Annotated in this window: 18 protein-coding genes and 1 tRNA gene; 8 read left to right on the plus strand and 11 right to left on the minus strand. The window is 72.1% G+C overall.

The window, feature by feature from the left end; all coding sequences use genetic code 11:
- Positions 1-424 precede the first annotated feature (424 nt).
- Positions 425-1,780 (minus strand): MFS transporter, encoded by a 1,356-nt coding sequence (locus ACQPY0_RS07170; RefSeq protein ID WP_432986158.1) that lies wholly within the window; start codon positions 1,778-1,780, stop codon positions 425-427.
- Between the two features lie 66 nt (positions 1,781-1,846).
- Here ACQPY0_RS07170 and ACQPY0_RS07175 point away from each other — a divergent pair, with 66 nt between their 5' ends.
- Positions 1,847-2,767 carry a LysR family transcriptional regulator gene (locus ACQPY0_RS07175; protein ID WP_432986160.1) on the plus strand — a complete coding sequence of 307 codons (921 nt, stop codon included), beginning with the start codon at positions 1,847-1,849 and terminating at the stop codon, positions 2,765-2,767.
- A 31-nt stretch (positions 2,768-2,798) separates the two neighbouring features.
- On the opposite strand, the gene ACQPY0_RS07180 is transcribed toward ACQPY0_RS07175, so the two are convergent.
- On the minus strand, positions 2,799-3,701 hold the full coding sequence (locus ACQPY0_RS07180; RefSeq protein ID WP_432986162.1) for a helix-turn-helix domain-containing protein: 903 nt from the start codon (positions 3,699-3,701) through the stop codon (positions 2,799-2,801).
- Positions 3,702-3,808: 107 nt separating this feature from the next.
- On the opposite strand from ACQPY0_RS07180, the gene ACQPY0_RS07185 reads away from it, so the two are divergent.
- Positions 3,809-4,807 carry an NAD(P)H-dependent flavin oxidoreductase gene (locus ACQPY0_RS07185; RefSeq protein WP_432986164.1) on the plus strand — a complete coding sequence of 333 codons (999 nt, stop codon included), beginning with the start codon at positions 3,809-3,811 and terminating at the stop codon, positions 4,805-4,807.
- A 78-nt stretch (positions 4,808-4,885) separates the two neighbouring features.
- On the opposite strand, the gene ACQPY0_RS07190 is transcribed toward ACQPY0_RS07185, so the two are convergent.
- Both ACQPY0_RS07190 and ACQPY0_RS07195 read right to left on the minus strand, forming a co-directional pair.
- A complete protein-coding gene (locus ACQPY0_RS07190; protein ID WP_432986166.1) occupies positions 4,886-6,502 on the minus strand; it encodes a methyl-accepting chemotaxis protein in 1,617 nt (538 codons plus the stop codon).
- A 190-nt stretch (positions 6,503-6,692) separates the two neighbouring features.
- The gene (locus ACQPY0_RS07195) at positions 6,693-7,316 is read right to left on the minus strand and encodes a DUF6882 domain-containing protein (RefSeq protein ID WP_432986168.1); all 624 of its coding nucleotides are present in this window, start codon (positions 7,314-7,316) and stop codon (positions 6,693-6,695) included.
- Positions 7,317-7,677: 361 nt separating this feature from the next.
- Here ACQPY0_RS07195 and ACQPY0_RS07200 point away from each other — a divergent pair, with 361 nt between their 5' ends.
- A complete protein-coding gene (locus tag ACQPY0_RS07200) occupies positions 7,678-7,947 on the plus strand; it encodes a DUF7660 family protein (protein WP_432986170.1) in 270 nt (89 codons plus the stop codon).
- A 143-nt stretch (positions 7,948-8,090) separates the two neighbouring features.
- Here ACQPY0_RS07200 and ACQPY0_RS07205 read toward each other — a convergent pair.
- The 3 genes from ACQPY0_RS07205 to ACQPY0_RS07215 form a co-directional block, all read right to left on the minus strand.
- Positions 8,091-8,166, minus strand: a tRNA-Arg gene (locus ACQPY0_RS07205).
- Positions 8,167-8,329: 163 nt separating this feature from the next.
- The gene (locus ACQPY0_RS07210) at positions 8,330-9,094 is read right to left on the minus strand and encodes a single-stranded DNA-binding protein (protein ID WP_432986172.1); all 765 of its coding nucleotides are present in this window, start codon (positions 9,092-9,094) and stop codon (positions 8,330-8,332) included.
- Positions 9,095-9,366: 272 nt separating this feature from the next.
- A complete protein-coding gene (locus tag ACQPY0_RS07215; RefSeq protein ID WP_432986173.1) occupies positions 9,367-9,513 on the minus strand; it encodes a hypothetical protein in 147 nt (48 codons plus the stop codon).
- Between the two features lie 412 nt (positions 9,514-9,925).
- Between ACQPY0_RS07215 and ACQPY0_RS07220 the strand changes: the two genes are divergently transcribed.
- A complete protein-coding gene (locus tag ACQPY0_RS07220; protein WP_432986175.1) occupies positions 9,926-11,983 on the plus strand; it encodes a cellulose binding domain-containing protein in 2,058 nt (685 codons plus the stop codon).
- A 198-nt stretch (positions 11,984-12,181) separates the two neighbouring features.
- Here ACQPY0_RS07220 and ACQPY0_RS07225 read toward each other — a convergent pair whose 3' ends face one another.
- Positions 12,182-12,466, minus strand: a complete 285-nt coding sequence (locus tag ACQPY0_RS07225) for a DUF4287 domain-containing protein (RefSeq protein WP_432986177.1) — start codon at positions 12,464-12,466, stop codon at positions 12,182-12,184.
- 19 nt (positions 12,467-12,485) lie between these two features.
- Positions 12,486-13,871 (minus strand): condensation domain-containing protein, encoded by a 1,386-nt coding sequence (locus ACQPY0_RS07230; RefSeq protein WP_432986179.1) that lies wholly within the window; start codon positions 13,869-13,871, stop codon positions 12,486-12,488.
- Between the two features lie 2 nt (positions 13,872-13,873).
- Here ACQPY0_RS07230 and ACQPY0_RS07235 point away from each other — a divergent pair, with 2 nt between their 5' ends.
- Positions 13,874-14,251 (plus strand): hypothetical protein, encoded by a 378-nt coding sequence (locus tag ACQPY0_RS07235; RefSeq protein WP_432986181.1) that lies wholly within the window; start codon positions 13,874-13,876, stop codon positions 14,249-14,251.
- Positions 14,252-14,546: 295 nt separating this feature from the next.
- Here ACQPY0_RS07235 and ACQPY0_RS07240 read toward each other — a convergent pair whose 3' ends face one another.
- Positions 14,547-15,113, minus strand: coding sequence for a hypothetical protein (locus tag ACQPY0_RS07240; RefSeq protein ID WP_432986183.1), 567 nt, complete (start codon positions 15,111-15,113; stop codon positions 14,547-14,549).
- A gap of 187 nt (positions 15,114-15,300) precedes the next feature.
- Positions 15,301-16,272, minus strand: coding sequence for a cobalamin biosynthesis protein (locus ACQPY0_RS07245; RefSeq protein WP_432986185.1), 972 nt, complete (start codon positions 16,270-16,272; stop codon positions 15,301-15,303).
- A 130-nt stretch (positions 16,273-16,402) separates the two neighbouring features.
- Here ACQPY0_RS07245 and ACQPY0_RS07250 point away from each other — a divergent pair, with 130 nt between their 5' ends.
- From ACQPY0_RS07250 to ACQPY0_RS07260, 3 genes are all read left to right on the plus strand, one after another.
- Positions 16,403-17,941 (plus strand): cobyric acid synthase, encoded by a 1,539-nt coding sequence (locus tag ACQPY0_RS07250; protein ID WP_432986186.1) that lies wholly within the window; start codon positions 16,403-16,405, stop codon positions 17,939-17,941.
- Between the two features lie 110 nt (positions 17,942-18,051).
- The gene (locus ACQPY0_RS07255; protein ID WP_432986188.1) at positions 18,052-18,732 is read left to right on the plus strand and encodes a uridine kinase family protein; all 681 of its coding nucleotides are present in this window, start codon (positions 18,052-18,054) and stop codon (positions 18,730-18,732) included.
- Positions 18,722-19,807: a M48 family metallopeptidase gene (locus tag ACQPY0_RS07260; RefSeq protein WP_432986190.1), complete on the plus strand. Its 1,086-nt coding sequence runs from the start codon at positions 18,722-18,724 to the stop codon at positions 19,805-19,807. Before ACQPY0_RS07255 ends, ACQPY0_RS07260 begins: the two co-directional genes overlap by 11 nt.
- Positions 19,808-20,238: the final 431 nt, after the last annotated feature.

Genomic DNA, 20,238 nt, shown 5'->3' on the forward strand with positions numbered 1-20,238 from the left:
GTGCCTGCGCCCGTGCCGTGCCTGCGCCCGTGCCAACCCGTGCCCGTCGGTGCCCGTGCCAACCCGTGCCCGTGCCAACCCGTGCCCGTCCGTGCCCGTGCCCGCGCCAGTGCCGTGCCCGCACCCGTGCCCGTCCCAAGCCCCTGCCCGCGCCGTGCCCGTGCGAAGCCCAAGCCCGCGCCTGGGTCAAGCCAGCGCCCGCCAAGCCTGTGCCTGCCAAGCTCCGGCCCGTGGCCACCCACTCCGTGCCCTGTGCCAAGCCTGCGCCCGCTCCGTGCCCGTGTGTGGCAGCGATGATGAAAAATCATGATAAGTCCGAAAAATCCGGCTGCGGAGCGGCCGGATTTTTCGTGGCAGGAGCTTCTCGGGAAGCGGGAAGGTCGAGCGCGGGAACGCGGGCAGGACCGGGCGTGGCCGAGTCGGGTCAGACCAGCGCCGGGGCGTCCGTGGGAGCCTCTGGGGTCGGGGCCGAGACGCGGGGCCACATCGACACCGCCACGGCTCCGAGGGCCACCAGGATCGCCGCCAGGACACGGTAGCCCGTCGCGACGCCCGTGGAGAACGATGTGTGCGAGTTCAGGACCGAGCCGATCACCGCCACGCCGAGTGCCGCCCCCACCTCGCGTGCCGCCGAGTTCAGGCCGGAGCCCAGGCCCGCCTGCGACGGCGGCAGGCCGTGCAGCACCCCGGACGTGAGCGCGGGCGCGCACAGCCCCATCCCGGCCGCCGTGACCAGCAGGCAGAGGGCGTACCAGACGTAGGGCGTGCCGGCGTGGACGAAGGACAGCAGCACCAGGCCGAGCGCGATCAGCCCCATCCCGGCCCCGATCACGCGGCGGCCCGGGCCGAGCCGGGACGCGACCGCCGACAGGACCATCATGCCCGCGGCCAGCGGCAGGATCGCGAAGCCGGTGCGCAGCGGGGAGTACCCCTTCACCTCCTGCAGGAACTGCGCGTTGACGAAGAACAGCCCGAACAGCGCCAGGAACGAGGCACCCACGCCCAGGGTGCCGGCCCGCACCGACGGGATCGTGAACACGCGCGGGTCGAGCAGCGGGCGGCGGCCCCGCAGGCCCCGCAGGACGAAGGCGAGCAGCAGTGGTCCGCTCAGGGCGAAGGCGAGCAGGACATCGGCGGACGTCCAGCCCTGGGAGGGGCCCTCGATGATGCCGTACAGCAGGGTGAACAGGCCGGCCACGAGCAGTACGGTGTCGGTGGCGGAGGTTCGCGCGGGGAAGCGCGGCACCTGCGGTACCAATGCGGCGGTCAACAGCGCCACGAGCGCCGCGGCGGGGGCGAAGACGGCGAAGAACCACGGCCACGACGCCGAGCGCAGCACGGTGCCGGCGACGAGGTTGCCGGCGATCCCGCCGACGCCCAGCGCGGCCGTCCACACGGTGATCGCCTTGGTGCGGTTGTCTTTGTGGACGGCCAGCAGCACGCCGAGGGTGGCCGGCTGAGCCAGGGCCGCCGCGGCGCCGCCCAGCGCGCGGCCGATCTGCAGGGTGAGCACGTTCGGGGCGAGCGCGCTGATGACGCACGAGGCGGCGAACAGCGCCAGTCCGGCCAGCACCGCGCGCTTGCGCCCGATCCGGTCCCCGAGGGCCCCGAGCGGGATGAGCAGCGCGGCGAAGACCAGGACGTAGGTGTCGACGACCCAGACCAGGTCGGTGTGGGTCGGGTGCAGGGCACTCCCGGCGAGGGAGGGGATCGCGAGGTTAATCCCGGCGACCATCGCCTGGAGCAGGACCACGGTCGCGGCCATCAGCAACAGCGTCACCAATCGATCGTGCGGCCGGCATGACCTAACTTCAAATGCATAGTTCGTACGGCAATAATGCACCCCATGCATGCCGCGAACCTCGACCTCAACCTCCTCACCGCGCTCGACGCGCTGCTCGAGGAGAACAGCGTCACCGCCGCGGCGGCGCGCCTGCACCTGTCGGAGCCCGCGATGAGCCGCACCCTGGCCCGCATCCGTACCGCGCTGCGCGACCCGGTGCTGGTCCGCTCGGGCCGGCGCATGGTGCCGACGCCGCGCGCGGTCGCGATCCGGGACGAGGTACGCGACCTGCTCCAGCGGGCCCAGGCCGTCTTCGCGCCGCCGGGCGAGCCCGACCTCGCCACCCTGCAGCGCACGTTCACGCTGCTGGCCAGCGACATCGCGGTATCGGTCGCCGCCCCGCTCGTCGGCCGGATCGGCGCCGAGGCCCCGGGCGTGCGGCTGCGCTTCCTCGGCGAGACCCCGCAGACCGAAACCGCCGCCCTGCGCTCGGGCGACGTCGACCTCGACATCGGCGTGGTCGCGGACCCGCCGCCGGAGGTGCGCGTGGAGGTACTCGGCCACGAGCGCCTGGTCCCGGTGGTGCGGGCCGGGCATCCGCTGACCCGCGGCCGGCTGACGCTGCGCCGGTTCGCTGACGCGGTCCACGTGAGCGCGTCGCGGCGGGGCAAGCTCAGCGGGCCGATCGACGCGCAGCTGGAGGCGTGCGGGCTGCACCGCCGGGTGGCGCTGGCCACGCCGACGTACGCGGCCGCGATGCTCATCGTGGCCCAGACCGACCTGGTGGGGCTGGGCGCGGAGCGGATCGGGCGGGCCACCGTCGAGGCCCTCGGGCTAGTGCCGTTGCACGTGCCGGGCCTGGACCTGCCCCCGATCGAGCTGGCCCAGGCCTGGCACGCGAGGTTCGACGCCGACGGCGCCCACCAATGGCTGCGCGCCCAGGTGAGAGGCTTCGTCGGGGCCTTCCTCACCGGTCCGAGTTGATCCCGCCGGTCCCCAAGGATCACCTGGATGTCTACTCACGCATCTGGCTTCGGATCTCGTTCGGCGTGCGCCCGTACCTCCGCCGGAACGCGCGATGGAAGCTCGCCACGTTGACGAAGCCGGCCTCCGTCGCGATGTCGATCACCCGCAGGTGGGACAGGGCCGGGTCGCGCAAATCCCGGGCCGCCCTCTCCAGCCGCAGCCGGCGCATGGTCGCCGCGTAGGACTCCGGGCGGCCGGCGAACAGGCCGTGCAGCAGCCGCACCGAGATGCCGAGCCGGCGCGCGGTCGCGGCGGGGGAGAGATCGTCATCGGTCAGGTGCTCCTCGACGTCCGCGACCGCGGCCGCGTGCGTTCTCGGCGCCTTCACCGGCGGCTCGCGGATCCCTGGGTCGAGGGCCACGGCCAGCATCCCGGCCGCGTGCACCGCGAGGCGCTCGGGGCGGCGGACCGCCGGGACCGACTCCAGCGCCAGCCGTACCGCCGCGCCCACCCCGGCGTGCGTCGGCAGCGCGCTCGCCGTCGGCACCGGCCCCGGCAGCAGCCCGGCGGGGACGAAGAGCGACAGCTGCTCGAAGTCCGTCCCGAACTCGAAGCGGAACGGCCGGTCGGTGCCGACCAGCCCCAGCTCGCCGGGGCGCAGCAGGGTGACCCGATCGCCCTGGGCCATCAGGCTCGTGCCGCGCACCTGCAGGTTGGCGTAGTAGCCGTGCACCGGCGAGCGGGCGATGTCGTCCTCGGTGCGGCGGACGACCTGGCGCTGCGAGGCGATCCGGGCCAGGGCCAGCGGCCCCAGCGGCCACTGCGTCACCCGCCCGGCGAACTCGCCCCGCAGGTCCGACTCCGGCGTCAGCGCCAGGAAGGCCGCGCAGATCAGCTCGCGCCAGTACGCGAACTGCTCACCCGGCGCCCGATCCCCCGTCGACCACTGCATCTGCCCCTCCCCCGGGCGTCTGTCGGCTTCTTGTCGCTGCACCCAATGCAACGCCCGGCTGCACCGGCTGCGACATGGTTTCGACGGGGTTCTGACACGGTGGGTGCATGAGGACCCGCTTCACCGACGCGTTCGGCCTGACCACGCCGATCGCCCAGGCCGGGATGGCCTTCGTCGGCATGACACCCGACCTCGCCGTCGCCGTCAGCAACGCCGGCGCGCTCGGCTCGCTCGGCGTCGGGCTGATGCCCGCGCCCGCGCTCACCGGGACGATCGCGGCGATCCGGGCCGGCACCGACCGGCCGTTCAACGTCAACTTCATCACCATCTTCACCACGTCCGAGCAGATCGACGCGGCCTGCGAGGCCGGGGTCGCGGTCGTCTCCTTCCACTGGGGCCACCCGCCGCAGGCCTGGATCGACCAGCTGCACGCCGCCGGGGTCAAGGTCTTCGAGCAGGTCGGCTCGGTCGAGGCGGCCGAGCGCGCGGCCGGCGGCGGCGTCGACGTGGTCGTCGCCCAGGGCAGCGAGGCCGGCGGGCACAACGCCTCGACGCTGCCGCTGTTCGCGCTGCTGCCGCTCGTCGCCGACGCGGTCGGCGCGCACGCCCTCGTGCTCGCCGCGGGCGGGATCGCCGACGGGCGGGGCCTGGCCGCCGCGCTCATGCTCGGCGCGGACGGCGCGTGGGTCGGCACGCGGCTCGTGGCCACCGCGGAGTCGGCGGCGCACGAGGGGTACAAGAGCAGGCTTGTCGAGGCCTCCGCCGGGGACACCGTGAGCACCGCCCTCTTCGGCCCCGACATGCCGCAGTTCAACCCGATGCGCGTGCTGCGCAACCGCGTGGTCCGCGAGTGGGCCGGCCGCACCGCCGACATCCCGGACGCCGCCCTGCCGGTGATCGGCGAGACGGTGCTGGGCGGGCAGCGCGTGCCGATGCACCGCTTCTCCAACCTGGTCCCGATGCGCGAGGCCACGACCGGCGACCTGGAGGAGATGGCGCTGCTGGCCGGGCAGGGCGTCGGGCTGGTCCGGTCGGTGCGCCCGGCCGCCGAGGTGATCGCGGCGATGACCGCCGAGGCGGAGCAGGCCCTGGGGCGGCACACCTGAGCCGTGCGAGGATTCCCGCCGCCGGTGGCGTCCTCGAACGTCGCGTGCCGGCCCGCCCGGCCTCGCCGCGGGCCCGCGTCAGACGCGGAACTGCCCGACCAGCTCGCGCAGGTCACGGCTCATCTCCGAGAGCTCCTCGGCGGCCGTGCGGGTCTCCTCGACGCCGCCCGTGGTGACGCGGGCGGCATCCGAGATCGTGGAGATGTTCGCCGCGATGCCGGCCGAGCCGGCCGCGGCCCGCGAGATGTTGCGGCTCATCTCGTTGGTCGTCGCGGTCTGCTCCTCCACGGCCGCCGCGATCGTGTGCTGGTAGTCGCCGAGCCGCCCGGTGATCTCGACGATCTGGTTGATCGCCTCCGTCGCGGCCGTGGTGTCCGACTGGATGCTCGCCACCTTGGCCGCGATGTCCCCGGTGGCCCGCCCGGTCTCCTGGGCCAGCTCCTTGACCTCGTTGGCCACGACCGCGAACCCCTTGCCGGACTCGCCCGCGCGTGCCGCCTCGATGGTCGCGTTGAGCGCGAGCAGGTTCGTCTGCCCGGCGATGTCGGTGATCACCTTGACCACGTCGCCGATCTGCCGCGACGAGCCCGACAGCCGCCCGATGAGATCGAACGCGGACTGCGTGAGCTCCGCCGTCTGCCCGCCGACCCGCGCCGCCTCGGCCGCCGTGCCCGCGATCTGCTGGATCGAGGCGCTCATCTGCTCCGCCCCGGTCGCGACCGTCCGCACGTTGTCGGAGACCTCGTCGGCCGAGTTGACGATGATCCCCGACTGCGCCGCCGTCTCCTGCGCGCTGGCCATGATCCGCGTCGAGGTGTCGGTGAGCCGCTGGCTCGCCACCGCCACGGTCTGCGCCGACCCGCCGATCGTCCGCACGGTCGCCGCCACCTTGTCCACGAACGTGTTGAACTCGCGGCTCACCGTGGTGAACTCGTCGTGCCCGCTCACCGCGAGCCGCTTGGTCAGGTCGCCGTCGCCCTCCGCGATGTCCGCCAGGCGGTCCCGGATCGCCCGCAGCGGCCGGATGACGGACAGCGACAGCGCGACGGCGAGCACGATCGACAGCGCGAGCGCGATGATCCCCACGATGTTCGCGGTCCGGCTGGTCCGGTTCGCGGTGGAGTGCGCCTGCTGCTGCGCCGCGGCCGCCCGCTGCCGCGCCGTGCTGAGCAGCTTGTCGACGCCGTCGGCGATCCGGCCGTACACCTCCAGCCCCTCGCCCACCACGAGCTCGTTGGCGGCCTGCGTCTGCGCGGCCGTCCCGGCGCGGTAGGCGGCGATGACCCGGTCGTCGAGCGCGACGAAGTCGGCGTAGGCGGTCCGGATCGACTGCACGACGCTCTGCTCATCCGCGGTGAGCGGCAGCTTCGCCATGGTGTCGAGCTCGGCGCTGAAGTCGCGCATGGACTGCAGGTACGCGGCCCGCGTCTCGGCGGTGTCGTCGGTGGACCCGGGCTCCCCGCGAACCACATCGAACGCGTACCCGACCTGCCAGCCGGATATGTCGGTGATGCGAAACTTGAGCTGCTCGGCCGCGTCGAGCTGGGCCTGCGAGGCCGACAAATGTTCGGCGGTGTCCCGCGTTCCGCCCGCCGACGAGATCGCCGCCAACCAGATGGCGACCACGCACAGCGAAACGACGAGAAACCCGACCACCAGTCGCGTGACGACGCGCGTCCGCCGGAGCGCCTCCATGCCCGACCTATCGGCGCGACCCGGCCACGATGGAAGCAAAAACCAGGACCCAAAAACAGATTCGAGCTACCGCGATGTCCGCCGCGGTCAGGACCGCCGCTCCCGCGGCCTCACCGTCCGCGATCAGACACGGGACGACGTGGGCTTACGCATGCAGACTTGACCGCGCCCGTCGCCTCCCGCTGGCCTTCTACCGTTCGGCGGCCAGGGTGCCGGACATGTCGCTGAGGCGGCCCAGGTGATCGAACTCGATCCGGATCGACGAGCCGGTCGGATGCGTGGCGGTGATCGCCGCCGCGGCCGCCTCGACCCGCCAGCCCTGCTGCTGCAGGAACGCCGCGGCGGCGGTGCGGTGGTCGACCTCGAAGGCCATGATGACCTGGTTGAGCACGCTCAGGGCGCGCTCCGGCCGGACCGGGTCCGTGACCTGCGCCGGGATGCCCTCCAGATGGAAGAAGACCGCACCGCCGTCGTACGGCCCGCGGTAGTACGGCCGGCCGGTCAGCCCCGAGGCGATCAGGGCCAGACGGTGCCCGTCGGCGCGCTCCAATGGCAAGCCGGGTGTGGCGAGCTCCGCAACGCCCTCGCGCCGGCCATAGTCGCGCAGCCACGTGCACAGGTGCAGCAGGCCCGGCGGAAGGTTGCTCGCCTCGTTGGCCCACGCCCACAACCACGTGCCGTCGCGGTGGCTCTCGGTGCCCAGAAGCTGAACGCCGTACCGCAGATCACCCCCGAACGCCACCGTCCCGCTGCCGAGATCCAGCTGCCAGTCACGCTCCTCGACAAGCTCGGCCAACGCCAGCTGCCGCCCCATAGCCGTGGCAACATGCTGCGCAAACAATTGATCAAAGGAAGCCATCGCCGCAGTCTGCCAGCACTCGCCGAAACCCGCAGGGCAGGCTTCTCCCAGGCACCGGTGACCCGTTGCCGCGCCGCGTCACCTGCTCACCCCCGCGCCCCCGATCACAGCCCGACCGACGAAGGGGCGAAGTACGCCAAGCGCCGCGTCCACCTGCTCCCGCGCCAACGTGTGGGCGGCTTCACGCCGGCAAGACCGTCACCAACACCAAACTCGCGACAACCTCCGACGACAGCGACCCACCCGCCCGTCCGCAACCTCAAGGCAAGCCGGCCCGCAAGACGCACACAGTGCCCCGGGCGGGCGCGATACCGCGATGAGAAGCCCCTACGACAGCGGCCGGCCCGCCGAGACCGGCGACCTCGACCAGGTCACCTCCCTCGCCAACGTCACACGCATCGTCGACGAAATGCGCAACGACCTCGAAGCGCACCCAGGCGACTGGGAGACCGTGACACTGGAAACCTTCCTCGAAGCCCTGTCACGATCCCTCACCGCTCACCCGCAGCCCCACCACAACTTCGGCGAGCCCTTCCCCGACCCACCCACCTGGAAGCTCTTCGCCGAAGCCACCGTCTACGAGTAGCCGGGATCGACTCTCACCGACCCGGCCAAGCGGCAGGAGGCTGCCGGGCGAATCGATGACGCGCTCGGCGGGCCGGACAACCCCGACCCCGCCTGTCGCGGCGGCCTCGACAGCGTCGAACGGTGCGAATGCTTGAAGGAATGTGGTGCGCCCGGTAGGACTCGAACCTACGACCTTGGGATTAGAAGTCCCCTGCTCTATCCACTGAGCTACGAGCGCATGTCGTCGCACAGGCTACCGCCATCCCGGGCCCGATTGGCTGCGGGGAGCCGGATTGCCGAGCCTAAGGACAGCACGCCACGGCGTTGTGGGGCAACCGGGTTGGCGGCGGGCCGCCCGCGATGACGGGGAATGTTCCCTGCACGCGGCCCGCCGCCGGTCCTCAGACGCCCGCCGGCACGCGGCTGCGCGGCCGTCTTCGCCCGCCCGGCGCGGTGTCGCTCGCCTCCTCGGCCGCCTCGGCCTCTTCCACGTCGACGTCCTCGTCCTCGTCGTCCGCCTCCTCGGGCTCGGGCTCCTCGCCGGTCGCGGGGGTCGAGGCCAGCGCCTCCAGCTCCGCGGTCAGGTTGGCCTCGAACGCCTTGGCCTGGTCCGGGTCGAGCGAGGCCAGCACGTCCTCGGCGAACGGGTCGTCCTCCTCGACGACGGTCACGTATCCGCCCAGATCCTCGTCGTACGCCCGGCGGCGCGGCAGCCCGTTGACCTCGTCGGCCGGGGTGGTCGGCGCCTCGCCCACGCGCGCCTCGGCGAGCTCGTCGTCGATGGCGCTCGTCGCGGTGTGCGGCTTGATCCGCGCGAACTTCGCCCGCCCGCGCGTCAGGTCGTGCCCGACCGTCTGCGCGTCGAGCTCGTAGCTGACCCGCCGCACGTGGTCCTCGGACTCCCAGTCGCGGCTGTACAGCCGCCCGGTCACGATCACCGGATCGCCGACCTGCACGCTGCGGGCCACGTTCTCGGCGAGCTGGCGCCAGCAGTTCACCCGCACCCGCAGGCTGTCGCCGTTCACCCACCGCTCGGTGGCCCGGTCGAACCGCCGCGACGTCGACGCCACCTTGAACGTCGTGACCAGCGTCTGACTGTCCACCAGCCGCCGGCTGTCCGGCGCGTTGAGCGCGTTGCCGACGATGGTGACCATGGTCTCGAACACGGTCCGTTCTCCCTCCAAGTCTCGGATGTGTCGAGGGAGAGCCTGCCCGAACCACGCCGAGCGCCGCCGGGCGCGAACCCCGGATCTGTGGATAACCGACCGCTTGTGGACGGGGTCGCGCGGCGCCCGGTGATCTGCTATGCGTCCGCGCGAAACCGCAGGCCAGAAATGTGGAGACCGGCATCCACGGGGGAAGATGCCGGTCTCACGTCACATGATAATTCTTCGAACTGCGCCTGCGCCAGCCACGAGAACGACGAATCGCGGACATCTCAGCCCGCGTTGCGTTCGGCTAGGGCGTGGAAGAGCCCAGCGGCCAAGCGGACGACGCCGTACGAGGCCATGTCCAGGTCGTGGGCCGGATCCGGCCGGTGCGGCAGTGCTGGCGCGGCGAACGTGAAGACGAATGAGCCCGCCATGCCCTCCTCGTCGAGGATGTTCAGCAGGTCGATGGAGGGCCACGTCGCGTACGAAGGGCCCCGCCAAGCGGCGGGATGGCCCAGGCCATCCCGCCGCGCTGCTCGACGCCCCGAGACGCTCAAGGTCCAGCCCCAGCACGATCTCCGCCGTCATGAGCCGGCGTTCCGGGTCGGTGCCAGCACAGCGCAGCTCGTCGCGGATGACCACGAGATCGCGGCGCGACAGGAACGGGCCGGTGCGCGTGCCCACGTCGTAGTTGATTCCGCAGATCGGCAGCAGTTGACAAGTGAAAGGTTCGCGCCGGTCGATCGACAAATGCCGACAACACGGGCAGGTGCTTGCCCGGCGGCGCGCGCCCGGCTCAGCTGACGGATCGAAGCGTTTCACACCCCGAGCGAGAGGTCCGCCGCCATGCCCCAGGGTTCAGTGCGCCGCGCCGCCGGCGCGCTCGCGCTGCTCGTCGCGGCCGGCGCGTTGGGCAGCATGCCGCTGTCCAGCGCGTACGCCGATCCCGCACCCGTCAACGTCACCGTCAACGCGCGCGCCGGCCTGGCCACCGTCGCCGACACCGCGCTCGGCGTCAACGACGCCATCTGGGACTCCGAGCTCGGCACCACGGCCGTGTCCGACCTGCTCGGCGCCGCCGGCGTCGGGATGCTGCGCTACCCCGGTGGCTCGTACGCCGACATCTACCACTGGCAGACGCACACCGCGCCCGGCGGATACGTCGCGCCGGGCACCGACTTCGACACGTTCATGGCCTCGGCGCAGCGAATCGGCGCGCAGCCGATGATCATCGCGAACTACGGCACCGGCACGGCGCAGGAGGCGGCCGACTGGGTGCGGTACGCCAACGTCACCAAAAGCTACAAGGCCAAGTACTGGACGATCGGCAACGAGAACTACGGCAACGGCCACTACGGCGCCGCGTGGGAGGCCGACGACCACGCCGACAAGAGCCCGAAGGCCTACGCCGAGGGCGTCGTCGCGTTCGCCCAGGCGATGAAGGCGGTCGACCCGACCATCAAGGTCGGCGCCGTGCTCACCACCCCGGCGAACTGGCCCGACGGGCTCGTCGGCGGCGGCGACGCGGGCACCTGGAACCAGGTCGTGCTCTCGATCGCCGGTCCGTCCATCGACTTCGTCGACCTGCACTGGTACCCGGGCGGCAGCAGCGAGGCGGACTCGCTGACCAAGGCGGCCCAGATCGACGACATCATGTTCGCGACGCGCGAGCAGATCGCGAAGTACGCGGGCGCGAACTCCGGCCGCATCGGCGTCAGCCTCACCGAGACCAACGTCGGCGTCGGCCAGAACACGCAGCCCGGCGCGCTGTTCCTCGCCCAGACCTACAGCGGCATGCTGGAGAACGGCGTCTTCACCGTCGACTGGTGGGACGTGCACAACGGCATCGGCACCGTCTCCACCGTCGGCGGCCAGACCGACTACGGCGACTTCGGCATGCTCTCCAGCGGCAACTGCAACGCCGACAACACCGTGTGCCAGCCCGCCAAGAACACCCCCTTCGCCCCGTACCACGCCCTCAAGCTCATGCACTCCTTCGCCAAGCCCGGCGACCAGCTGATCCGCGCGGGCACCGACAACGCGCTCGTCGCCGCCCACGCGGCCCGCCGGTCCAACGGCGACCTGTCCGTGCTCCTGCTCAACCTCGACCCGGCCAACGCCCACGCCGTGAAGATCGCCTACGACGGCTACTCCCCGGCGACGGCCGCCCCGACGGTCGAGACGTTCCTCAACGGCGCCGCCGGCATCACGAGCGCCCAGACGGGCACCGCGGCCGCGCAGACGCTCGCCCCCTACTCGCTGACGGTCCTGACCCTGCACCCGGCGACCCCGAGTGTAGGCGCCCCGTCCGCCCCCGTCCGCCCGTCCACCTCGGCCATCACCGACCGTAGTGTCACCCTCACCTGGCCGTCATCCCAGCCGGGCGTGAAGTACGAGATCTACAAGCAGTACGGCGCCCGCAGCGAGCAGCTCGGCGAGACCACGAGCACCACGTTCACGGCCACGAACCTGACGCCGGGCACCCGGTACACCGTGAACGTCCTCGCCCGCGACGGAGCGGGCCGCGTAAGCTGGTCGTCGCCGCCGCTGACGTTCGTGACCGGCACCCCGGCCACCAGCACGTGCAGCGTCCGCATCACCGACGCCAACGACTGGGGCAACGGCTTCGTCGGCAACGTCGACATCACCAACACGGGCGCGTCCCCGATCAACAACTGGACCCTGACCTTCACGTGGCCCACCACGTGGCAGAGCGTGAGCAGCGGCTGGAACGGCACGTGGACCCAGACGGGCACCACGGTCCGAGTGACCCCGGCCGACTTCAACACGACCCTGCCCGCGAGCGGCGGCACCACGAGCATCGGCTTCGTGGGCAGCTACAGCGGTCCGAACATCCTGCCGTCGGCGTTCACGCTCAACGGCGTGGTCTGCTCCGCAGCATAGGCCCGGCGCGGCACCGACACGGGCGCCGCGGGTCGTTACGGTCCGCGGCGCCCGCGCTTTTCAACAATCCGGAGAGCTACCGCGATGTCCGCCGTGGTCCGGACCGCTGCTCCCGCAGCCTCACCCTCCGCGGTTGGTCACGCTTTCCCGGCACCGTGACGGTCGCGCCCGCGCAGGCCGCGAGCTGCCCGACGGTGATCACACGCCGGGCTTGGTGGCCCGGCCGTCCAGCCGTCTCTCGCCGCGGTGGGTTCCGGTCGTACCGACGTGCTTGCTGGAGATCTTCGGCCCGTTCCTGATCACGTGGACGAGCGCCATCGCCTGGCCGCGGCCCACGCCGTAGTCGTCCTTGAGCCACTCGATCACCGCGCCCGCCTTCACCGCGGAGCTGCAGAAGCCGCGCTCGGCGGCGACGGTGAGCAGCTCGCGCGGGGTCTTGCCGGTCTTGGTCTCGAGCGCGTCGAGGTACGCCTGGAATGACATCGCGGTTGCGGGTGTGCCTTCACCCCCGCGTCGGACGGACCCCCGCGGTTTCGACAGCGCCGGCGGGAATTCTCGGTGCCGCCGCCGAGACGGCCACCGACTCCAGCTCGCGGGCCAGCGCCTCGATGTCGGCGGGCCCCAGGCGGTGGGTGTCGGCGCAGATCGTCACGTCGACCGCGTCCGGCGTGGTGTCGAAGCTGATGTTGAGCACCGCGTCGAGCGCGTCCACGCGCCGGCTCCACCACGTGGTGGTCAGCGGGCGGGCGGCCTCGATGCGCTCCGCGTCCGGCGCGTCACCGACCGTGGCGGGCGCGGTGAAGGCCGTCCGGTCGTTCACGATGATGTCGTACTCCAGCTCCGGCCGCTCGGCCCGCACCCGCGCGACGACCTCGTCCAGGCCCGCTGGGTCGTAGTACGCGTGCATGTTCGCGCTCGTCGCCGCGGTGAACGCGCGCCGGACCGCCTCGTCGAAGCCGATGCCGTCCACGTCGATCGCGCAGATGCCGAGCTGGGCGAGCTGGCTGACCGAGTCGCCGCAGCCGGGCCGGAACCGGTTGTTCACCACGAGCTGGGCGACGCTGGGGTTGATGCCGGTCCGCCGGGCCAGGGCGACCGCGTACGCGGCGAGCGCCACGTGCCCGACGCCGACTCCGGTGCGCTGCGCGATCACCTGCAGGGCCAGACGCAGTGTGGGGGAGCGAAGCGTCAGCTCCCAGTAGCGCGGCGCGCGCGGGTCATTCGACGTGCCCAGGCGCCGCTGCGGGATCGCGCGCAGCACCTGCTCCCAGTGGCGCAGCGACTTCTCCGAGGCCCGGTGCCCGCTGCCGCCGCCCTGCCGGACCGCCATCTCGAACGGCGTCAGCGCGGTGACCTGCACCTTGGCCTCACCGGTCGCCGGGTCCAGATTCGGCATGTCGCGCACGATCGCGTCGATGCCGAACCCGTCGACGGCGAGGTGGCAGTACATGAGCACGACGTGGGTCAGCGAGCCGCCGCGGCGTACGGCTCCCATCCGCACCGGCCACTCGCGCTCGTAGTCGAACGGCTCGGCCGCGTATCGGGCCCGCAGCCGCTCGGCGACGGCCGCCGCGTCGTCATCCGGCCCCACGTCGAGCAGTTCGAACTCGAGCTCGCCGGAGTCGGACAGCACCTGCTCGGCCGAGCCGTCGGGCCCGAAGCGCAAGCGGGTGCGCAGCGACTGGTGGCGGCTCGCGAGGTATCGCAGCAGCGTCGTCATCTCCTCGACGGGCGTGCCGTCCGGCATCGGCACCGTGCCGCCGATGTTCATGTTGATCCCGGTCGCGACCATCGTCTTCCAGATGCCGACCTGGGCCCAGGTCATAGGGGCGGTGCCGGTCCCCTCACCCGCGAACGGCACGGTGATGCGACTCGCCACGGTGCCCATCGGTGCTCCCCTCCGCATCGCGCTCCGGCGTTTATTCTGGGCAGGCAGGCATTGAAGTCAATCAGCCCTTCGGCGGTTGCGAGAGCGCTCTCCAAAAGGCCAGCGTAGTGTTTGGTGCCATGGACGAGCGGCGCATCGATGACACCCGCAACGCCATCGGCGTGTTGACACTGCTCTTCCAGTCACCGCAGGACAGCGAAACCCGCAGCGGCTACCTGCAGCAGATGATCGGCGACGAGGACGCGGTCGCCGACATCGGCCGCGCCTTCACCGGCATGACCAACCTCGCCGCACTCATCCTGCTCGACCACACCCGCCGCACCGGCGAACCCGCCGAGGACGTACTACGCCGCATCGCCACCGACCTCGCAAGCGGATGAGTCGAACGCACCTCCCTGAGCGCCTGATTTCATCCTGAGCCCTCCCGCGTGCGTCGCGAGCACCGCCAGCTGCGCAGGGTCGCGCCCGATCCGCCCCAGCGGCGAGGTGTCCGCCCCGTCACCCGATCCGCGTCCCAGCGGCGGCGAGGTGTCCGCCCCGTCACCCGCCCCGAGCCGGCGCGTTTGGTGTTCGCCCATCGGTCAGCGCGCGGGGCTGGCTTGTCCAGGCTCTTGGACGCGTGGCGTTGCCGACCCCCAGGGTGTGCGTCGGCCTCGGGCGCGGGCAGGTCGTCTCCTAATAGCGCACGGTTTCGGAGTATGCGGCCTCGGGCGCCCGGCCCTGGCTGGTGGCGAACGGTTCCCAGATGCCCCGCCGCCGGACCAGCAGCTTCCGCGACAGCAGGTGCCGGTCCCCGGCGAAGAACACCCGGTCCACCGCACGCCGCACCTTCGCCAGCCCCGGCGGCGACTGCGACCCGGTGACGATGACGACGTCCCGCGCGGGCACCCCGACCACGAGCTCGCCGGGCACGCACCGCTCGAGGCTCGCCCACAGCCCTTCCGCCAGCAGCAGACTGGAGGCGATCCCCTCGAAGTTGAGCATGAGGGCCGGCGGCTGTCCGTGGACGGCGACGGCGTCGAGCCGCGCATCGAGGTTGTAGGCGGCCTGTCGGCGAAGCATGCGGCGGGGAAGTTCCAGGCGCTGCAGATCGGCCCACGTGACGAGACGCTGGCCGAACGGCGGCCCGTAACTGTAGCCGACTCCCAGCCCACCCATGAACTCATCGAGCACGGGCGAGTGCACCTCGTTGCGCCGAACGTCGCGAAGAGGTGCGAGAACAGGCAGGAGCACGAGCTGCACGACAGCAAGGTAAGACTGTGACGGATGTGAGACAAGCTCTTGTTTTTGCACCATCTGCTTGCTAGGCGAGCACTGCCGGTCGGTCTTCTCGCCCTTCGCCACCCGGCACGGCCTGCATCAACCACGCTCGATCACCTCCCTCGTCGCCGGTCTTCCCCGTTCGTGCTCCCTTTGTGTCGATCCGATGTCAGTTTTTTCGGCGGCGTTGGCGACGGCCCAGGGCCAGGCGGGTGGTCGCGGCCAGGACGACCGCCGCAGCGCCGACGGCGATGGTGAGGGTTGCGGCGCGGCGCACGTCGACCGGGTTCGGAGGCGGCCCGTCTCCCAGGTGCGGGCGCTCTTCGACCCGCGAGCCGTACACGTTGCGGCCCCCCAGCCTGACACCCAGCGCGCCGGCCGCGGCGGACTCACACTGGCCCGAGTTCGGGCTCGGGTGGCGGGAACCCTCGCGCAGCCAGGTGCGCAGGGCGCGGGTCGGGCTGCCGCCGACCAGGGGTGCCGCGGCCACCGTCAGTGCGGCGGTCAGTCGGGACGGGGCCAGGTTGGCGGCGTCGTCGAGGCGGGCGCTGGCGGTGCCGAACAGCGCGTATCGCTGCGAACGGTGGCCGACCATGGCGTCGAGGGTGTTGACGGCCCGGTATCCGACGATGCCGGGCACGCCCGCGACCGCGGCCCAGAACAGCGGTGCGACGACGGCGTCCGAGGTGTTCTCCGCGAGTGACTCGACGGTCGCCCGGGCCAGCTCCGGTTCCTGCAGGCCGGCCGGCTCGCGGCCGCACAGGTTGGGCAGCTGGGCCCGGGCGCCGGCCAGGTCGCCGGACGACAGGCGCCGGGCCATGACCCGGCCCTCGCGGGCGAGACTGCTGCCGCCCAGAGCTGACCAGGTGGCGGCGGCGACGACGGCAGTGCGGGCGACGGGGCGGTCGCGGGTGAGTCGCGCGGCAATCGCTGCGGCCATCACCGGTGCGCCGACCGCGGCGGCCGTGAACCGGGCGCCGGCCCATCGGTTGTCGGCGTAGAGCCGCCGCTCCAGCGCGCCTGCGAAGCGGCCGAAGCCGGCGACTGGGTGCCAACGCCGGGGATCGCCGAAGATCGCGTCGAGAACCGCGCCGAGCACGATGCCGACCGCGTCCGCTCGTGCGCCTGCCGAGAATTTCATGCCGGGAACGTACCGCTGCCCTCTGACACTTTCGGCGCCCGCCCGCCGACGCGTAGCTCTCGGTAGTCAAATGTTCACACCGCGCGGTCGGGGCGGTTTTGTGTCGTACCCCGGGTCCAGAATGGGCGGCGTGGAAGGCAAGGGTGGTCTGCTCGTCGCGGGAACGACGTCGGATGCGGGCAAGAGCCTGCTGACGGCGGGAATCTGCCGGTGGCTGCACCGGCAGGGGGTCAACGTCGCGCCGTTCAAGGCGCAGAACATGTCGAACAACTCGGCGGTGGCGATCGAGCCGGACGGCACCGGCGGCGAGATCGGGCGCGCGCAGGCGTTGCAGGCGGTCGCGTGCGGCCTCGCGCCGAGCGTGCGGTTCAACCCGGTGCTGCTCAAGCCCGGCTCCGACCGGCGCAGCCAGGTCATCGTGCTGGGCCAGGCGGTCGGGCACATCGGTGCCGCGAACTACGCGGAGATCAAGGACCGGCTGCGTGGCACGGTGCTGGAGACGCTGGACGACCTGCGGCGCCGGCACGACGTGGTGATCTGTGAGGGGGCGGGCAGCCCGGCGGAGATCAACCTGCGGGCGATGGACCTGGCGAACATGGGGCTCGCCCGGGCGGCGGACCTGCCCGTGATCGTGGTCGGCGACATCGACCGGGGCGGGGTGTTCGCCGCGTTGTTCGGGACCGTGGCGCTGCTCGACGCCGAGGACCAGGCGCTGGTGAGCGGGTTCGTCATCAACAAGTTCCGCGGCGACGCGGGGCTGCTGCGGCCGGGCGTGGAGTCGCTGACGGCGCTCACCGGGCGGCCGACGCTCGGAGTGCTGCCGTGGTCCTATGACCTGTGGCTGGATGCCGAGGACTCGCTCGCATATGACGGGAGGGTGCTCGGCCGGCCGGCCCCGGCGCGCGGGAGTCAGTGGCTGCGGGTGGCGGTGATCCGGCTGCCTCGGCTGTCCAACGCGACGGATGCCGAGGCGCTGGCCTGCGAACCGGGTGTGCAGGTGCGGCTGACGGTGGAGCCGGCGGACCTGGCCGACGTCGACCTCGTCGTGGTGCCCGGCAGCAAGTCCACCGTGGACGATCTGGCGTGGCTGCGCGAACGGGGGCTGGCTGACGCGATCCTGCGGCACGCCAAGGCGGGGCGGCCGCTGCTGGGCATCTGCGGCGGGTTCCAGATGCTCGCCGAGCGCATCGACGACGAGGTGGAGAGCCGGCAGGGCAGCGTCGCGGGGCTCGGGCTGCTGCCGGTCGACATCGCCTTCGCCGAGCGCAAGACCCTGGCGCTGCCGAGCGGGACGGCGTTCGACGGGGTGCCCGTCAAGGGTTACGAGATCCACCACGGGCAGGTGACCCGGAGCGCCGAACGGCCGCTGATCCGGCGGCCGGACGGGACGGCGGAGGGGGCGGTCGCGGGCAACGTTTTCGGCACCCACTGGCACGGGGCGTTCGAGTCGGACGCGTTCCGGCGGGTCTTTCTGACCGAGGCGGCGCGGCTGGCGGGGCGGCACGGGTTCGAGGTCGCGCCGGACACCTCGTTCGCCGCGCTGCGTGAGCGGACCGTGGACGTGCTGGGTGACCTGGTGGAGGAGCACCTCGACACCGGCGCGCTGTGGCGGCTGATCGAGGGCGGCGCGCCGAAGGGGCTGCCGACGATCATGACGGCGCTGCGATGAGAGATGGCGTGCCGGAAGGAGTCGCCGGCGGTCGAGGCAGGTCCGGAAACGGGGCGGCAACGATGGGAGGCGGCCGGCACTCGGATGCTCGGCAACAGGACGGGGGAGCGGTGAAGGGGACGTATCCGGAGCTGGCCGAGGTTGTGCTGGGACGGCCGGCGCGGCTGGGGGCGGTTCGGCTCGTCGCGGTCGACGGGCGGGCCGGGAGCGGGAAGACGACGTTCGCGGGGCGGCTGGCCCGGGAGCTGGAGAAGAGCCGGCGGGTAACGGTGCTGCACACCGACGACTTCCTCGACGGATGGTCGAAGCTGCTCGTCTGGCAGCCGCGCCTGCGGGAGTGGGTGTTCGAGCCGTTGCGCCGGGGGGCGGCGGGGGCGTATCGGAGATATGACTGGGAGGTGGGCCGACTCGTCGACGAATGGACGCCGGTCGAGCCGCCGGACGTGCTGATCGTCGAGGGGGTCGGCAGCGCGTCCGCGGGGATGCGGGCGGACCTCACGCTCAGTGTGCTCGTCGGGGCGCCGCGTGAGCTGCGGCTGCGGCGAGGTCTGGAGCGCGACGGCGAGGCGCTGCGGGCGGAGTGGGAGCGGTGGATGGTCGCGGAGGACGGGCATTTCGCCGAGGACCAGCCGGAGCGGGCCGTGGATGTGCTGGTGGACGGGGCGTCGGAAGAGACGCACGATCCGGAAGTTGAGTACATCATCCGCGCGGGCGGGTGGACGGCCCGCGCAACACTGGAGGACGATCCGGAGAGCAGGGCTGTTGGGAGGAGCGGAGCGGATGAGCACTGACGAGGCGCAGATCGGAAATCCTCCAGCGCGACGGCGGGTGGTGCTGACCGGGATCAGCTCCCGGGCCTGGGAGCATCCGGCCGACCGGGGCGCCCTGGTGGCGCTGCGCGAGCTGCGTGGGTTCGACGACGTGCTCAAGTCGCTGCACGCGCTGTGGAACGAGCGGGCGTGGCGGCTGCAGTTCCTCGGCAACGCGATCCGGGTCGACCACCGGCAGTATCCGCGGGTCCACCGGCTGCTCGCCGAGGCGGCGGCGTCGCTGGACGTCGCCGAGCTGCCCGAGCTGTTCGTTCAGCAGGACCGATCCATCAACGGCATGTGCATCGGGATGTCCAAGCCGTTCATCGTGGTCAACTCGGGCTCGGTCGAGCTGCTCGACGACGACGAGCTGCGCTGCATGCTCGGGCATGAGCTTGGGCACCTGATCAGCGGGCATGCGGTGTATCGGACGATGGTCATGATCCTCACGGACTGGGCCGTGCGGCTGGCGTGGCTGCCCGTCGGGTCGATGGTCTTGCGGGCGATCGTCGCGGCGCTCATGGAGTGGTGGCGCAAGGCGGAGCTGTCGGCCGACCGGGCCGGGCTGCTCGCCTGCCAGGACCCGGCCGCTTCGCTGCGGCTCGCGATGAAGCTCGCCGGCGGCGGGGATCTGTCGGAGGTCGACACGACGGCGTTCCTGGAGCAGGCGGCCGAGTTCGACCGGGCCGGCGACCTCCGCGACAGCCTGATCAAGATCCGCATGGTGACCGCCCGGTCGCACCCGATGCCGGTGGCCCGGGCGGCGGAGGTGCGGGCGTGGATCGAGAGCGGGGAGTATCAGCGGATTCTGGCCGGCGACTACCCGCGGCGCGAAGACGACGGCAACGCGTCGGTGAGCGAGGAGATCAAGGCGGCAGCGGCCTCGTATCGCGAGGCGTTCAACCGGTCGCAGGATCCGCTCGTGTCGCTGCTGCGGAAGCTCGGCGACGGCGCGGCGGACGTCGGGGGCTGGGTCGGCGCGGGCGCGGGCCGGATGCGCGGCTGGATGCGTGGCAACGGGACTGATGGAGGGGACGGGCGCACGGCGGAGCCGTAGGCGAGAGCGGCCCACCGGAATCCGGGGAGGCCGCGAAACCGCGGCGGAGGAGAGCGCGGCGGGGCACGGCCTGCCCGAGAAGAGCACGGTGTAGTTGGGCGGGGCGGTAGAAGGCAGGGCGGAGGAGAGCGCAGCCGCGAAAGGCGCGGTGGGAAGAGCGTGGCCCGCCGGAGGTCGACGGGGCAGGCGGCGTCACGTGGAAGGCGCGTGTCGCCGCCGGCTGTCCCGGCTGGTCGGCGACGGGCCACGTGGCTGCAGCGGTGCGGGCGGTGGTGCGCCCGCAGCCGCTGCGGCGGGGGTGCGGGCAAGGCGGTGCGGGCAGGGGGTGCGGGCAACGGGGTGCGGGCAGGGCGGTGCGGGCAAGAGGTGCGCGGGGGTGCGGGCAAGAGGTGCGCGGGGGTGCGGGCAAGAGGTGCGCGGGGGTGCGGGCA

This window comes from Dactylosporangium sp. CA-233914, from assembly GCF_050942935.1.
Taxonomy (GTDB): Bacteria; Actinomycetota; Actinomycetes; order Mycobacteriales; family Micromonosporaceae; genus Dactylosporangium.

Coding starts and splice junctions, on each gene's coding strand:
- ACQPY0_RS07175 (WP_432986160.1), top strand. CDS start 1,847: ATGCATGCCGCGAACCTCGACCTCAACCTCCTCACCGCGCTCGACGCG.
- ACQPY0_RS07180 (WP_432986162.1), bottom strand. CDS start 3,701: ATGCAGTGGTCGACGGGGGATCGGGCGCCGGGTGAGCAGTTCGCGTAC.
- ACQPY0_RS07185 (WP_432986164.1), top strand. CDS start 3,809: ATGAGGACCCGCTTCACCGACGCGTTCGGCCTGACCACGCCGATCGCC.
- ACQPY0_RS07190 (WP_432986166.1), bottom strand. CDS start 6,502: ATGGAGGCGCTCCGGCGGACGCGCGTCGTCACGCGACTGGTGGTCGGG.
- ACQPY0_RS07195 (WP_432986168.1), bottom strand. CDS start 7,316: ATGGGGCGGCAGCTGGCGTTGGCCGAGCTTGTCGAGGAGCGTGACTGG.
- ACQPY0_RS07200 (WP_432986170.1), top strand. CDS start 7,678: ATGAGAAGCCCCTACGACAGCGGCCGGCCCGCCGAGACCGGCGACCTC.
- ACQPY0_RS07215 (WP_432986173.1), bottom strand. CDS start 9,513: ATGGCGGGCTCATTCGTCTTCACGTTCGCCGCGCCAGCACTGCCGCAC.
- ACQPY0_RS07220 (WP_432986175.1), top strand. CDS start 9,926: ATGCCCCAGGGTTCAGTGCGCCGCGCCGCCGGCGCGCTCGCGCTGCTC.
- ACQPY0_RS07225 (WP_432986177.1), bottom strand. CDS start 12,466: ATGTCATTCCAGGCGTACCTCGACGCGCTCGAGACCAAGACCGGCAAG.
- ACQPY0_RS07230 (WP_432986179.1), bottom strand. CDS start 13,871: ATGGGCACCGTGGCGAGTCGCATCACCGTGCCGTTCGCGGGTGAGGGG.
- ACQPY0_RS07245 (WP_432986185.1), bottom strand. CDS start 16,272: ATGAAATTCTCGGCAGGCGCACGAGCGGACGCGGTCGGCATCGTGCTC.
- ACQPY0_RS07260 (WP_432986190.1), top strand. CDS start 18,722: ATGAGCACTGACGAGGCGCAGATCGGAAATCCTCCAGCGCGACGGCGG.